The organism is Bradyrhizobium sp. AUGA SZCCT0182, from assembly GCF_018130185.1.
Lineage (GTDB): Bacteria > Pseudomonadota > Alphaproteobacteria > Rhizobiales > Xanthobacteraceae > Bradyrhizobium.
The window spans coordinates 31,072-46,082 of the sequence record NZ_JAFCLY010000036.1 but is presented as its reverse complement, the minus strand read 5'-3'; the positions used below and the strand labels follow the sequence as shown (position 1 = coordinate 46,082).

Genomic DNA, 15,011 nt, shown 5'->3' with positions numbered 1-15,011 from the left:
GTCTCATTTTGCAGGAAGATCTACAGGTTGCGCGTCAGTCACAAGGACCCAGTAAATGCTGTTCCCCTCAATCTTCGACCATTCGGCCGTGGTGAATTTCCACGCCTGAACGTTCTTATCCAGCACGACATGGGCCGGCACGATGAACTGGTTGTCGCTGGTCCTTCCCGCCTCCATTCTCGGCGCAACGATAAAGCCGAAAGGCAACTGCGGTGTTCGATCTTTGAGAAGGGGCTGATAAATTTCATTATTGCTCAGCGTGACTATCTTGGCGAACTCACTCAAGTGCAGGCTGGGCACCTCCTTTGGCAACGGCTGGTCATCGGCAACAACAAGAAAGCCGGACACCCGCCTCCCTCCAAATACCAATTGCTGATTCGGAACCGCAGTCGCCGCTGCGGCGGGCGGAGCAATGCGGTGAGCGAACCAGGGAACCGACATAAAGAGCACCAGAGCGGTGGCGAGGCTCCCCCACCACCGCCACGCTGGTCGAACTATTTCGTGCACGGGCGGAATGTGCCGGGAAAAAAGTCCGGCGGCTGTCAGCGCTGCTATCAATGGATAGCTTCCCGTCATCACCCTCATTCCGTCGTCGTAATACACGAACGCCGAGGATACCAAAATCGCCAGCATGGTCATAACCCAGAACAACACCTCCGTGCCGCTGGGACGATTGATGGCGAGAATGATCAGGCCGATTATGGAAACCACGAAGAAGATCGAGGTCGGCAACCATTTTGACGCCGGCGCACGCAGGTAACCGTAAGTGATCGTCGGGGGAACGGCGCGGGCAAACAATTCAGCGCTTACAGCCAGTCGGCGAATAATCGTTGCTGGGTCCTTTGCAATATTTTCGATGCCTTTTGAATACAGGAAATCGGTTTGGGCTTTCTCGGTATTGTCTATCCGCTTCATTTCATCCGCATAGCGCACGGGACATGACGACCAGTCCTGTCCGATCGAAAGCCCGCAGAGCGTATAAGCAAAGTTGCTGCCCGAAAGATCGGCGCCCCTTCCATAAAGCTTTTGCAGAGCGAAATTGGCCGACAGGCCGACACCAACGATGCCGATCACGGCCACGAAAATATAGACTTTCTTGCGCCAACTATCGCCAAAGCAACATACGATCCACAGCATCACGGCGGGCAGCAGAAACATCGCACCCATTCGGGTCATCAGAGCCATGAACGTCAACGCCAAACCCAGCAGCGCGAATTGCAGTGACCGACGTCCGAACGACTCCACAAAACAGGCGACAGAGAGGAAACTCCAGACAAATCCAAGCGGTTCGGTGAGAGTGGTCGCCAGAAAAGAGCGGCTGAACATCAAGGAGAGCGCGACAAAGGCCAGACATGCCAGCGGGCCGCGCCAGACAAGAATGGATCGCGCCGCGATCCAGACCGAGACCGAGACCAGGACAACCTGGATGATCAGCATCTGGGCATAGGAGAACCCGGCCGCCGTCATCAACACGGATCTGAACGCCGCAGCAAACGGCCTGCGCAGGGCCATGCCGTTCCAATAACCGTCCCTCGCCTGATCCTGAGCGGCGGAGAAATAGCCGTTTGCATCAGAGAATGGAATGAGGCCGCCAATGCTCGCACTATTGAAATCGCCGGGACGCGGCAAACCCGCCCATGTTCCGCTCATCGAGAATACAAATAGGCACAGGGTAAGAGGCAATCCCCAGGTCTTCAGGAATTTGTCGAGGGATTGCAGTTCCGGCTCGTACGAGTGAGACCCCATCAATACGGATAGCCAGATTGCAACGGCGCACAGGCTGGCTATCACCAGCAGGAAGTGCGCCGCGTAATGATCATGCTCGCCCGCGGCGCGGAGCCAATCTGCCCAATGAAAGATGGCTGCGGTCGGAAGCGCGTAGCCGTTGAGAAGAGCCGCAAGGCTGGCGAGCACGTAAGCCAGTGACATTGCCAGGCCGAGCCACATCGCCGCCCGCAACAACAGAAAGGGCATTCTCAAGAGGGTAGGAGCTGTCATAGGGGTGATTTCCTGAAATTCAGCGCACGCCGCAGCCGCGCATGCCGCCGCCGTGCACTTCCGTACATAGCGGCTGATTTGTTCTATTGGCCACGCTCGAAGTCATGATGTGCCAGCTTCGAGCTCATAGACGCCCATGGTTGCCGCGATCATTCGCTCGACGGAGAACTTTTCCTGAACGAGGGCCGGGCCGAGAGACTTGATTCGAGCGAGCGCCTCGGGGCTATCGAGAAACCGCAGCACGGCCTCGGCAAATGCCTGCGGGTCCTCTCCCGCAACGGAAGCTCCCGTAACGCCCTCATTGATGGTTTCCGCACAGCCTCCCACCGCGGCGACAACAGCGGGTACGCCGAAATGCTGCGCCTCGATCGATACGTTGGGCAATCCTTCGACGCGCGACGTCAACAGAAACACCGTCATCGACGGCCATACCGTGCTGATGTCGCTGACAAGGCCCAGAAGCGACAGATGCGCGCTGATCCCCAATTGCTCGGCGCGGCGCTCGACGTCTTTGCGCATCGGACCATCGCCCGCCCACACGAAATGGACATCCGGGCGCTTCTTCAGGATGTGGCTTGCAATCTCAAGCCAGAGATATGGGCGCTTTTCCTCCGCAATGCGGCCCACGGTGCCGACAACAATTTTGCCCTCTCGCAAATGGCTGCTTCCGGCGTCCGGCACTGCAGACTTGCCATCTGACGAAAAATCCAGCCCGTTCGGTATCACCTTGATGCGCGCAATCGGCAGCTGGAGCCAATTGGCGTAGTCGCGAGCGCCTGCGACACTGTTGTTGAGAATAGTGACCTGGGGAAGCTTCGCCAGTTCGCGATAGGCCTGCCACATATACGGTTGGAAGAACTGGAAATGGAGCGGCGACAACGACCTGCAGCCCAGCACGATTTTCGGAACACCTGCTATCACCGCCCCTATTCCAGCTGCGATATTCGGCTCGTCCAGCCACGCATGAACGATCGCGGGACGCTCCGTCAAAAACTTGTTCGCGAAAAACAGGATGAGATCCACCAACTGCGGATTTCGACGAAACGCGGACCGTATCGACTGATCGTAGCCTGCAAGGGATTCACCCTGATTCAGCCTTTGCTGAACGCTGACCCGATCCTCGACAACGATGCCTGCGGCTTCGAGTTCGCTTGCAAAGAATCGGTTTCCGCCGGTCAGCGGCGACTGGCAAACAATCGAGACATGACGGCGAGTGCGGGAAGATATTCCCTTGGCAGTCAGCGAAAGCTGCCGTTCCGAGCCGCCCGCGCCAAGTGAGCCGGAGGCATAGACGATCGGACCATCGGCCTGGATGCGATTGACCGGAAAGCTCGACAGTTGCAGTCGGGAAATCGGGGCGCCGACGATTCTTTCAGCAAGCCTTCTAACACCGGCATTTCCGCTCTTCGCCAACAGCTGCAACAATCGGTCCGTAAGACGGAGACGAGCGCGAACGTCCCGACCGATGAACTGGAGCGTGGATATTGACTCCGACTTCGGTGGATGGCGAGAAACCTTGACGATCCGAAGCGCGCCGCTTCGCAATACTGCGACGGCCCAGCGCAATCCCGCGAAATCCTCGGACCAGAAGATCAGTGCTGTTCGGAGCCGAAACGCAGAGCCTCCCAGTCTTCGGATGTCTTTTATACCCGGCGATGTCTGCGAAATCACCTGAGTGACACGGGGCTCTTGCTGCAAGCGCTGGAAGAGAGCGTCCGAGACCGAACCGGTCAGCACCAATACCACGGCCCCACTACGCAACCGGCTGATCTCTTCCGACATACGATCGAGGATTGCCTGCTCCTCCGCGATCAGGGCGGGCTCCTCGCGCGCTTTGTCAGGTCGTGTGACTGGCTGTGCCATCTTCAGGCTGATGTCTGGTGAAACGTTCGGGAACAATGAACGCGTCAGGATGGAATCCCCGAGCGTTCCGCTCAATACCATCTCATCTGTCAGGAGGAAAGGTCAGCGGCCGAGGCCCCATGGAGGTCAACGGCGATTGTCACATCGACTTCATGGACGTCGCACCGCGTCGAAAAACGCCTGATAGCCCCCGATGTCCGGCCGCAATTCCGTGCCGGAGCCTTTTGACAGGCTCAACCTCTGCGTGACGACTTCACTTTGGCTGCAACAGCCTTGCAACGATGTGGTGGTTCGGATGATCGGCGCGCCCGAACTCGCGAAAGCCCTCCTGCCAGAGCCAGGTCTCGATCTCGTGCAGCGGATAGGTGTCGTTGATCCCCGGAGAAGCGGCATCGAACCAGCCTCCGGCGTCGGCGCCCTTGACCTTTTCAATGTAGTCGTACCGCTCTTTCAGATCCATGCCGGCGGTGGCGCGACGCAGCCGTTCGACTTCGACATAATAGTCGAATCCACCTGGATCGTTCGAGTTCGGTTCCGCGTACAGCATCAGGAAGATGTATCCGCCCGGTTTGACCAGCCGGGCAATGTTGCGGAATGATCCATAGGTATCACCGGTATGGTGCAGAACGCCGAACGACCAAACCAGGTCGAAGCTTCGATCAGCGACGGGAAGAGGTTTGGTCAGATCGTGCTGGAATACCGTTACCTTGCTCGCGAACTCGGAACACGCGGCCTTTGTGTGTTGCACGCCTGCCATTGATTGATCGACGGCGGTAACCGCGCATCCGAGTGATGCCAGAGCCCAGGACCACCGGCCGGATCCGCAACCCGCATCGAGGGCTTGTTTTCCCTGGAACCATTCGTCCGGCAACCGGCTGAACGAGCGAACCGAATTCCGCTCGCGCTCCTTCAGTTCAGGCCGGCTTTTGGTCCAGTCGCCGTCAGGCGTATCGGACCATTGATAATCGAAGCTGTCCCTTGTGTCGCGTTCGATCGGAAATGTGTTGATGCGATCAGCCGCCAGGTGACGCACGATCGAGCGCAACCGGCTTACCTCGAACTGCAAATAATCTATTTCGGACCGGACGGTATCCGGAACTTGTGCAGGAGCCGCAGGAGCTGCGTTGTCCTTGACGCCCTGGAGAAGCGTTATTACCCGTCGGCCTATACCCATAACCGCACCAGCTCACCTTGGTTGTTACGATCGCCGCAGGCGATCCGCTCGTCGCTCACGCGGCCGAGACTATCATCGAGGATAACGAAAGTAACTTGCTCAGCCAATGTGCGCGCCGACTCGGTTGGCCGTGGGCAGCCACAGGTGATTGAGAACGACCAGAGCGGCCAGAATGAAACGTGCGGTCCCCAGCATGCGGTCAGAGCCATCGCTCGCGCCAGGCCTGGAACATCAGAATGCACCAGATCGGATATGCCCAGGTTTCCCCCGACAGATGGCGGCTCCACATGGCGCGCACTGCCTTGGCCGCGAAGATACCCTCTTGCTCGAGCCGCCTTTCATCGATCAGCGCCTCCGCCCAGTCGCGCAACGGCCCGCGCAGCCAGTGGTCGATGGGAATGCCAAATCCCATCTTCGGCCGGTCGATGATCCCGCGCGGGACATGTTTGTAAAGCACCTGGCGCAGCGCCCATTTTGCGTCGGCGCCTCGGACCTTCATGTGCTGCGGCAGCCTCCAGGCCATTTCGACGACGCGATGGTCAAGCAGCGGCGCACGGATTTCGAGACTGACGGCCATGCTGGCACGGTCGACCTTGGTCAAGATGTCGTCGGGCAGATAAGTCATGAAGTCGATCATCTGGGCGCGTTGTACGGGATCCGCATATTGCGGCGCCAGCGACCCACCCCAGATCGGCGCGAGCTGCTCCTCCGGGCTGACCAGGAACTCCGAAGGCGGCCTGCCTTGAGACGCCAGCGGCAGGTAACGATGCTCGAAAGTCATGGCGTCCTGGCGCGCCAGCCACGTCTCGCCTCGTGCGGCCCAATTTCCAATCCCCGCCCTTCGCAGCAGCGCGAATGCGCCTGATTGCAGCGTCCTCAAACCATCAGAGGCGGCAGTCCTCAGGAGCGGCGGCATCGGACGCGCCGTCGTCATGGCCTGCGCCTGCGCGTACCGGCCGTAGCCGGCGAAACTCTCGTCACCACCATCGCCGGATAGCGCCACGGTAACGTGCTGGCGCGCAAGTTTCGACACGATATATGTCGGGATCTGCGAGCTGTCGGCGAAAGGCTCGTCGTAGATCTCGGGCAGTTTTGGCACGACCTCGAGCGCCTCTTCCGGAGAGACATAGAATTCGCGATGCCGCGTACCAAGGTGTGCGGCCACGGCCCGGGCGTGCGGCGCCTCGTCGTAGCCGTCGACATCAAAACCAATCGAGAATGTGTTGACCGGCTCAGATGACTGCGCCTGCATCAGCGCGACGACGAGCGAGGAATCGATCCCGCCCGACAGGAATGCACCAAGCGGAACGTCCGAAACCATGCGCCGCTTGACCGCGTCGGACAGCAACCGCTCGAGCGCGTCGATCGAGTCTTCGTCCGTGGCGGAGCTTCCGGTCCGCATGGCATCGGCGGCAACATCCTCGACACGCCAGTAGAAGCCCGTCGTCAACTCGCCTTCGGCATCAAGCCGCGCCCAGCCGCCCGGCTCGAGTTGACGGACCTTGCGGTATATCGACAGCGGATGCGGAATGTAGCCGAAGCGGGTGAATGCGGCGATCGCCTGTGGATTGAGCTCAGCCTCGAAGTCGGGATGGACGCGCAGCGATCGCAACTCGGAACCGAACATGCAAGTTCGTCCGAACTGTCCGATATAGAGCGGCTTTTTTCCAAGCCGGTCGCGCGCGAACCACGTCATGCGGGTTTGTCGATCATGGACGACAAGCGCAAACATGCCGATTGCCAGCGAAAGCGTGGGCTCGACGCCAATTCTGGCGATACTCTCGATCAGCACTTCGGTATCGGAATGGCCGCGGAAATTCAGCCCGGGCCGTGCTACGTCCCGCCGCATGTCCTCGGCATTGTAGATTTCACCGTTGAAGACGATCACCCAACGCCCGCAAGCCGATTGCATCGGCTGATGACCGGCCGGCGTCAGATCGATGATTGCGAGCCGTCGAAAACCGAGGGCAATGCCGCTCTCCGGATCGGCAAAACAACCGTCATCGTCTGGTCCACGGTGGACCATCTGATCGGCCATCAAGCCTGCGATCCGTCCCAGTTCGTCAGCGCCCCGCGACCGCGAGACATCGACGAATCCAGTGATGCCACACATGTCTCCCCCCAACGACCACGCTACCGATGCCTCAAGACCCCGATTACGACAGAATCTCCAGCTTCGCCAAGTGATCCTTTACCAGGCTTGCAAGTTCCCCGGGCGCCTGGGAAGCCAACAGCACAAGATCGGCAGACTGCGGACGATCATAGGGAGCGGTGACGCCCGTGAAATTTGGTATCAGCCCAGCCCTTGCCTTCTTGTACAGGCCTTTAGCATCCCGGCTCTCGCAAACGTCGAGCGGCGTATCAACGAACACCTCAAAGAATTCATTTTCGGAAAACAGCGCCCGCGCCGCCTGCCTGTCCGCTTCAAATGGCGAAATTGCCGCGACAATAACGATCAATCCGGCATCGACCATGAGCCTGGCGATCGCCGACAGTCTTCGAATGTTCTCAACGCGGTCACCTTCCGTGAACCCGAGGTCCCGATTGATGCCCAGCCTGAGGTTGTCGCCATCCAGCAGCGCCGTATGAACACCTGCCCTGTTTAGCTGGTATTCCAGCAGATTTGCGATAGTCGATTTTCCGGCCCCGGAAAGCCCGGTAAACCAGACGCAGCAGGCCCCATGTCCCTTGATACGCGCATGGTCCTGAGGACTGACGCTAAGGCTTTGAGCTGCGACGTTGGTCGACCGTCTAAGACTATATCTGATCAACCCGCAGCCCATCGTCTCCGACGTTGCATGGTCAATGAGGATAAATCCGCCCGAATTCGGATTCTGATCAAAGGGATCGAAAATCAGGGGGTGCGAACAGGAAATATGGCAATGGCCAATTTCGTTCTTGCTCAGCTGTTTGGCGGCCAGATGCTCCTGCGTCTGGACGTCCAGTCTGTACTTTAGATTGGTGCCCCAGGCCCTGATTAACTGATGGCCGCATTGAATGAGATACTGTCGATGCGGCAAAAAAGGTTTGTCACTAAACCATACAACGTCTGCTGCAATATGATCCGACAGTGTCGGGCCGTTGTCTGGTGACGACAATACAAAGCCGCGACTGATGTCGACGTTATCGGTCACGCAAACCATGACCGTATCGCCTTCACTTGCCTCATCTACGGCCACGTCCCCTCTGAATATTTGGGCAATTCGTGTCCTGGCGGTGGTGGGAGCCACCGACAATTCCTGGCCAACCCTCGCGATACCCGCGCTGATGGTGCCCGCATAGCCGCGGAAATCGGAATTTGGCCGACTTACAAATTGAACCGGCAATCTCAGGCCTGCCGATACATCGGCGCTGACCTCCGTTTCGATGCTCTCCAGATAGGAAAGCAGGGATGGCCCCTGGTGCCAGTCCAGCTTTTCATCCCTGCGAACGAGGTTGTTCCCCGAGACGGCACAGATCGGCAATGAGTAGATGCTTTTGAAGCCGAGGGTTTGCGCGCGAGCCGTTAGCTCGGCACGAACCTGCTCAAAACGTTCCGCGCGGAATCCGACCAGGTCAATCTTGTTCGCAGCAAAGACGACGTGTTGAATTCCCATCAGATGGCAGATGGTGAGATGCCGCCAGATCTGCTCGTTGGGCCCCGCCTTTGCATCAAGTACGATCAGCGCGAGTGAGCTGTTGCTCGCCCCCGTCGCCATATTTCGCGTATACTGCTCATGCCCGGGGCAGTCGGCGACGATAAATCGACGCTTGCTCGTTGAAAAATAGCGGTAGGAAACGTCGATCGTGATTCCTTGCTGGCGCTCGCTTTCAAGGCCATCGAGCAAGAGCGCAAAATCGATCTCTTTTCCTCTGGTCCCGTGCTTTTGACTGTCGTTCTCCAGCGAGGCCAGCTGATCGTCCTGTACATTGTTCGAATCGAAAAGCAGCCGGCCAACCAGCGTGCTCTTTCCGTTGTCGACGCTTCCACACGTCAAAATTCGCAGAATGCCAAGGTTTTCCATCGGGTCCTTGTGGGATCAGCTTTAGCAAAAAACAAGGTCAAAAATAGCCTTCGCGCTTCTTCCGTTCCATCGAGGAAGCCTCGTCGCGGTCGATCATCCGGCCCTGTCGTTCCGACAAGCGAGACGTTCTCAGCTCCGCAACAATGTCTGCAATGCTCTGCGCACCGGATTCAATCGCCGCGGTCAACGGATAGCACCCGAGTGTTCTGAAACGCACCTGGCGTGCGAGCGCGACCTCATCTTCGCGGAGCGAAAGCCGATCGTCATCAAGCATGATGATGCCCCCATCGCGCAGCACCGTCGGCCGGGATCTGGCAAAATACAGATCTACCACCTCGATCTGTTCGGCAAGTATGTATTCCCAAACGTCCAACTCCGTCCAATTCGACAGAGGAAACACCCGCATGCTCTGTCCATCCGAAAGCCGCGAATTGAACGCGCGCCAGAGTTCGGGCCGCTGCAGCTTGGGATCCCAACCGTGCGCCCGATTCCGAATGGAGAATATGCGCTCCTTGGCGCGCGACTTCTCTTCGTCTCTCCGTGCGCCGCCGATCGCGGCGTCGAACTTGTAGAGATCGAGCGCTTGTCGCAAGGCCTGCGTCTTCATCACGTCGGTATAGCTGGAGCTGCCGTGAACGAGTGGCGACATGCCCGCCTCGGCACCCGCCTGGTTGGTGTAGACGAGCAAATCGAGGCCGTGCCTTGCGGCAACCCGGTCCCGGAACGCAATCATTTCCCGGAACTTCCAGCCGGTGTCGATGTGCATCACCTTGAATGGCAGGCCGGCGGGGTGAAACGCCTTCCTCGCCAGATGGAGCAGCACGGACGAATCCTTTCCGATCGAATACAGCAAGACAGGATTCGAAAAGGTCGCGGCAACTTCGCGGAGAATATGAATACTCTCGTTCTCCAGTTCCCTCAGTGTTCTGGAAAGTGGCTGACTCATTCGCTTTCTTTCTGAAGAGACTGGTTCAATGATATCTCAACCATGATCCGAGCATGAATCCGGCCATTACGGTGCCGGCACAATTGGAGTAGTCTTGGCCGCTGAGGTAATCCTGCTGGTATTTGTCGTAGGCGTCGAAATAGCCGCGAGGAGATATTCCGTATCCTTCGAGGGCATTGAGCGAACGCCTGACTTCCTGACCAAATTCCCGATCGTCGGCTATTTGCCGGTCCCATCTCAAATTGGCACCCATGCCCCGTTTGGGCGCCCAGGCGAGTTCCTCGCCCACCAGGGAAGAATAAAGGCGCTTGGGCAGCCACTTCGCCGTCAAGCCGTCCCGCCCCTCGCCTACCTTCATATGGTGCGGGAGCTTTGCAGCAAACTGGACGACCTCGAAGTCCAGGTATGGCGACCGCACTTCAACCTGGGCAGAATAGCCGGTGATGTCGGCGAGCCTGTAGTTCGTGTCGGCGGCTGAGTAAAACAGATCCCGGAACATGACGTAGTCGAGCATGTTGGCGCAGCCGGCCTCGCGCACCTGATCCGCGAACGCAATTATCCAGTTGGAACAGATCTCGCGGTCCGCCGCGGTGAGGTCGAACGCATCCAGATAATTGTGCAGGTCCCTGGCCGCCCATTTCCAGACCGGGTCGCCATCGCGCCAATCGGTATCGAAATCCGGAAATCTGGGCCTGACAAAACGATGCAGAAACCGGGGAATGCGACGAATTCGTTCATTCCGAAGGTCACTTCGATAAACGCCGGGATCGCGGGAATAGCCGGTGAATATCTCGTCGGCGCCATTTCCGCTTAGCACCACGGTCGAGTTCGGCTTTATCTTCTCATAGAGTAATTTGCTGTAAACGAGGGCGAACTGCAAGCAGGGCTGATCGAAATCAGCATATGCTTTCGGAAACTGAGCGAGCATCTCGCTGTTGTAGTCGAATTGAATGTGCTGCCATTGAAGGCCGAGCGCCCTGGCAACGTTCGACGCCTGCGCGACTTCCGCGCTCCTGTCCGCCTCCGTATCATAGTCGATGGTATAACAGGGCACGTCGGTATTCAGGCGCTGCTTGCAAATTGCAGCGATCGTTCCTGAATCCACCCCTCCCGAGAACGTCAATCCGAGCGGCACGTCCGATCTGAGCCTTATCCTGATCGCACGCGTGATGATCTCGGAGTATTCCTCGAGGGCCTGTACGGTCGTGTACTGCCGCTTGCCTTCGAATGAGAGCGACCAGTAGCGGGTGACGACCGGGACCGGCTGGCCCGCACGAATGATCGCATAGCAACCAGCCGGCAGTGCGCTAGCCCCTTTGTAAACCGTAAGCGGAGCTGGAAATGACCCGAGCACGGTAAACAAGCAGATCGACGCCTTTGAAATCTCCTTGTTCCAGCCGGGGACCTTCGAGAAGCTGTCGAGCGACGAGCTGAAAATGAACTGCGAGCCGGCGTTGACCCAGTACAAAGGCTTTTTGCCAAGGCGATCTCTCGCCACAAACAGGATTTCCTCCTTTGAATCCCAGATCGCTAGGGCGAACATTCCATTGAGATCCTGCAACACCCCCGGCCCCAGCAGCGCGTATCCCTGCAGGATGACCTCGGTGTCACTGTTGGTGGCGAACTGCGCTCCCAGCGCCGTGTATTTCTCGCGCAGTTCCTTGTAGTTGTAGATCTCACCGTTGAACGTGATCTTGAAGCGATCCGAGACGTCGGCCATCGGCTGCTGGCCGCTTGCCAGGTCAATGATGGACAACCTGGTATGGACCAGAAGTACCTTGCTGTTATCGGTCCAGGCACCTTCGGAATCCCTTCCCCGATAGCGCAGCGGCGCGATAAGTCTTTCTTTCAGATCATCAACGAAGAGGCCGTTGAAGCCAACGCTTCCGCCGATGCCGCACATTACGCTCGAGCCGATCCATTGCCGGGATCAAGTTTTTCTCTATAGCCGAAACGATCATCCAGCTCGTTGTCGATAATGCGATAGAGACGCTGCAGTTCGTCTGCGGAGAAGTGCTTCAGATATGATCCGACCTTCCCTTCGCGAACGTGAAGGGCGTCATTGTTGGAGCGATCTCCGGTCGCGAAAGCCGAGAAACCCGATGATGCATATTTCGGCTCGTCTCCGCGCATCTCCATCGACTTCATGTTTTCGAAGCTGCCGTACTTCACCGCTTCGGCCACCGATGCCGCATTCGGATCAACGCCCAGGAAAACGAGCAGGGCATTCAACTCGGCAACGGCATTCGTACGCGCATCTTCGTATCGCCAGAGATGAACCTGCTGCGGGTCATTCAGGCGGCCCGCCCAGAGATTGTAGAACGTGATGTATTTCTGGAGCCCGAGAACGGGATCATCGACCATCTGGATCAGCGATCCACGGTAGGGATTACCCGGATTCCGATGTTTGTTCTGCATATAGAGCGAGACCAGCGCATCGAGCGGGTGCCTGACCAACAACAATACGCGCATCTCGCCCGCCTCTTTGAATATATTGGCGGTGGTCAGGTCCTTGGCCGTCTGCGTTTCCCATTCGAGCGGCCAATGCGAGAACAGCCCGATCAGAGGCGAGTTCATGCTCCGCAGCGTATCAAACTCGCCGGCATCCATCAGGAAGACTTTTTCCGAACCGACCTCCAACTGGACATACTTGCCAAGGCTCATGCGCAGCCAGGTGTTTCCGACCTTCGGAAAGCCAACCCCGATGAAGTTTGGACGAACGGCTTCCGGCGTCGTTTTGCGCGGCAGGAGTTTCGAGGCAATTCGAGAAAGCAGGCTCTTGTTCACTGTCGTGTTCTCACGCTGTGCGGTCAGACATTATCGTCGACCAATTAGACCTGTGGGCCGCCCCCCTGAACTCGTCCAACCCGACACCCTTCACGAACCCGTCGGTTCGCACCCTGATGTGGCATGCGACCGTAACGCAATCCAGCGAGATCATCTGGCCCATTTGCATATTATAGGTGCCGGTATCGAGCATCACGCTGTAGAGACCATCGCCGACCAGCATCGAGGGAATGACGCACTCCACCCAGCCGCTCTCGCTAATGGGAAGGCGCTCCCCCGAATGAGTGGAGTGGGCGGTGATCATTCGATCCTGCAACGAGTTATGCACCAGAACCGAGAAATAGGCATGTTCGGGGTGCGGATGATGGCTGAACTTGATCCGGACCAGCATCCCCTCTCCGGTGACGAATTTCGCGCTGGGCTCCCCGCTCAGCTTGTGCACGGAAACGTATTCGAGAATTCCCGTTGGGGTTTGGCCCGGAGATTCCGTTCTGGGCTTATTCTTCAGTTCGGCGAACGAGATTGGTTCCAGGCGCTCCCTGGAATGCTGGCTCATGTCGGAAGCATCGCGAAGCTGCCCGGTTTCCTCATCCAGATAAGAGCGCGAGTGATACTCATCGATTGCATCTGCCGGCGCGCCATCAAAAACAAGCTGCCCCTTGTGCAGGATGACCGCACGCGTGCAAATCTGGGCGACCGACCGCGCATTATGACTGACGAACAGAATGGTCTGCCCGGAGTCGGTGGCCTCGCTGATCTTGCTCTGCGTCTTCGCCCGAAACCTGGCGTCGCCAACCGCCAAGACTTCGTCGAGTATCAAGATATCCGGTTTGAGAAGCGCCGCGACCGAGAACGCGAGACGCACGTACATGCCGGAAGAATACCGCTTGACGGGCACATCAATGAACTCTTCGAGCTCGGCGAATTTGATGATGCTGGAAAGCGCCTCTTCGATCTGGGACCTTGGAATACCCAGCAGGCCCCCGTTCAAAAAAACATTCTCGCGCCCCGTCAGATCGGGATGAAACCCCGTGCCTACTTCGAGCAGGGAACCGACACGGCCGCGCATCTTCACGACACCAGCGCTCGGAGGTGTAATGCCCGAGAGAATTTTCAGCAACGTCGATTTTCCGGAGCCGTTTTCTCCGAGAATCCCCAGAACCTCGCCACGACGCAGCTCAAACGAAACGTCGCGAAGCGCCCAAAAATAATCGGATTCGGCGGCGCCAAATAAGGTCGGAAAGAACTCCTTGGAGCGCTGCCGGACGCTGGATGAGTACGCTTTGTCGCCTACCGCCTTCTGTGGAACGAGGTAGCGCTTCCCCAACTTCGAGACCGATACAACGGGTGCTTCAGTAGACATCGGCGATTTCGCGTTCGAACCGAGCAAACAGCGTCAGCCCGCCAACAAGCAGGACCATGGTGAGGCCCAAGCTCCAATACAGCGATGTCGTAATCTCCACAGGGTGATTGAAAATCGCCCATCGCGCGAATTCGACCACCCAATACATGGGGTTCAATTGGAAGTACGGCAGAACAGCCGCGGGAACCAGCGACGCTGGATACAGAATTGGCGTGCCGTAATAGCCCACATTCAGCCCGAGGCTGATCATTGGGCGGAAATCCCGGTATTTCACCGACAGAGTTGCGAACGCCGCGCCGATCGACAGCGCGAGCAATGCAATGAACAGAAACAGCGGAACGAAAATCAGCATCCTCAGGGATGGATAGAATCCCCAAAACGCCGAGATGATCAAAAGGATCACGAACAGGATGACCGAGTCGAACAACTCTTTTGTAACGGCGCTGAAAGGCAGGATGATGCGGGGAAACGCCACCTTCGTTACGATCGAGATGTTATCGAGGACGCTGCCTGCCGCGCTCTGCACTGACTTTGACATCAGCAGCCACGGTATCAGCGCGGCGAAGACAAAAACCGGATAGGGATAGCCGTTGGTCGGCACCTTGATGACATAGCCGAAGATAATGCTTATCAATAAGAGCTGGCCCAACGGCTCCAGCAGAGACCACGCGACACCCAACGCCATCTGGCGATAGCGACTGCTGATATCGCGACGGACGAAAATTCCCAGCAGTCGGCGCGCCCGAAACGCCTCACCAAGATTGATGCTCGGCCACGTCGGCGGGGGAACAATGGTACGCACAAATTGCTGATCGCGTTCCTTGCGCATCGGTGCCAAGTCTAGTGGGGTCCATCGCGGTCGAGATCGGGAGCGCT

10 protein-coding genes are annotated in these 15,011 nt (G+C 57.8%); all 10 read right to left on the bottom strand.

All coding sequences use genetic code 11. The annotated features are described in order from the left end of the window. Window positions 1–3 precede the first annotated feature (3 nt). A complete protein-coding gene (locus tag JQ611_RS30225) occupies window positions 4–1,998 on the bottom strand; it encodes a hypothetical protein (protein WP_212467499.1) in 1,995 nt (664 codons plus the stop codon). Window positions 1,999–2,100: 102 nt separating this feature from the next. Further along, window positions 2,101–3,936 (bottom strand): glycosyltransferase, encoded by a 1,836-nt coding sequence (locus JQ611_RS30220; RefSeq protein ID WP_212467498.1) that lies wholly within the window; start codon window positions 3,934–3,936, stop codon window positions 2,101–2,103. A gap of 178 nt (window positions 3,937–4,114) precedes the next feature. After that, window positions 4,115–4,927 carry a bifunctional 2-polyprenyl-6-hydroxyphenol methylase/3-demethylubiquinol 3-O-methyltransferase UbiG gene (locus JQ611_RS30215; protein ID WP_212467497.1) on the bottom strand — a complete coding sequence of 271 codons (813 nt, stop codon included), beginning with the start codon at window positions 4,925–4,927 and terminating at the stop codon, window positions 4,115–4,117. 307 nt (window positions 4,928–5,234) lie between these two features. After that, window positions 5,235–7,148 carry an asparagine synthase (glutamine-hydrolyzing) gene (gene asnB / locus JQ611_RS30210; protein WP_212467496.1) on the bottom strand — a complete coding sequence of 638 codons (1,914 nt, stop codon included), beginning with the start codon at window positions 7,146–7,148 and terminating at the stop codon, window positions 5,235–5,237. 43 nt (window positions 7,149–7,191) lie between these two features. Next, a complete protein-coding gene (gene cysC, locus JQ611_RS30205; protein ID WP_212467495.1) occupies window positions 7,192–9,039 on the bottom strand; it encodes an adenylyl-sulfate kinase in 1,848 nt (615 codons plus the stop codon). A 37-nt stretch (window positions 9,040–9,076) separates the two neighbouring features. Next, complete coding sequence (gene cysD / locus JQ611_RS30200) at window positions 9,077–9,985, bottom strand: sulfate adenylyltransferase subunit CysD (protein ID WP_212467494.1); 909 nt, start codon at window positions 9,983–9,985, stop codon at window positions 9,077–9,079. Between the two features lie 25 nt (window positions 9,986–10,010). Next, on the bottom strand, window positions 10,011–11,888 hold the full coding sequence (gene asnB / locus JQ611_RS30195; RefSeq protein WP_212467493.1) for an asparagine synthase (glutamine-hydrolyzing): 1,878 nt from the start codon (window positions 11,886–11,888) through the stop codon (window positions 10,011–10,013). Continuing rightward, window positions 11,888–12,772 carry a sulfotransferase domain-containing protein gene (locus JQ611_RS42795; RefSeq protein ID WP_212467492.1) on the bottom strand — a complete coding sequence of 295 codons (885 nt, stop codon included), beginning with the start codon at window positions 12,770–12,772 and terminating at the stop codon, window positions 11,888–11,890. Before JQ611_RS42795 ends, asnB (JQ611_RS30195) begins: the two co-directional genes overlap by 1 nt. Window positions 12,773–12,782: 10 nt before the next feature. Then, window positions 12,783–14,135 (bottom strand): ABC transporter ATP-binding protein, encoded by a 1,353-nt coding sequence (locus JQ611_RS30185; RefSeq protein WP_212467491.1) that lies wholly within the window; start codon window positions 14,133–14,135, stop codon window positions 12,783–12,785. Continuing rightward, window positions 14,125–14,964, bottom strand: coding sequence for an ABC transporter permease (locus JQ611_RS30180; RefSeq protein WP_212467490.1), 840 nt, complete (start codon window positions 14,962–14,964; stop codon window positions 14,125–14,127). The genes JQ611_RS30185 and JQ611_RS30180 overlap by 11 nt, the downstream gene beginning before the upstream one ends. Between the last annotated feature and the right edge of the window lie 47 nt (window positions 14,965–15,011).

Excerpts from the sequence above, each read along its gene's own strand:
- JQ611_RS30225 (WP_212467499.1), bottom strand. The coding sequence starts at position 1,998 with ATGACAGCTCCTACCCTCTTGAGAATGCCCTTTCTGTTGTTGCGGGCG.
- asnB (WP_212467496.1), bottom strand. The coding sequence starts at position 7,148 with ATGTGTGGCATCACTGGATTCGTCGATGTCTCGCGGTCGCGGGGCGCT.
- cysC (WP_212467495.1), bottom strand. The coding sequence starts at position 9,039 with ATGGAAAACCTTGGCATTCTGCGAATTTTGACGTGTGGAAGCGTCGAC.
- cysD (WP_212467494.1), bottom strand. The coding sequence starts at position 9,985 with ATGAGTCAGCCACTTTCCAGAACACTGAGGGAACTGGAGAACGAGAGT.
- asnB (WP_212467493.1), bottom strand. The coding sequence starts at position 11,888 with ATGTGCGGCATCGGCGGAAGCGTTGGCTTCAACGGCCTCTTCGTTGAT.
- JQ611_RS30185 (WP_212467491.1), bottom strand. The coding sequence starts at position 14,135 with ATGTCTACTGAAGCACCCGTTGTATCGGTCTCGAAGTTGGGGAAGCGC.
- JQ611_RS30180 (WP_212467490.1), bottom strand. The coding sequence starts at position 14,964 with ATGCGCAAGGAACGCGATCAGCAATTTGTGCGTACCATTGTTCCCCCG.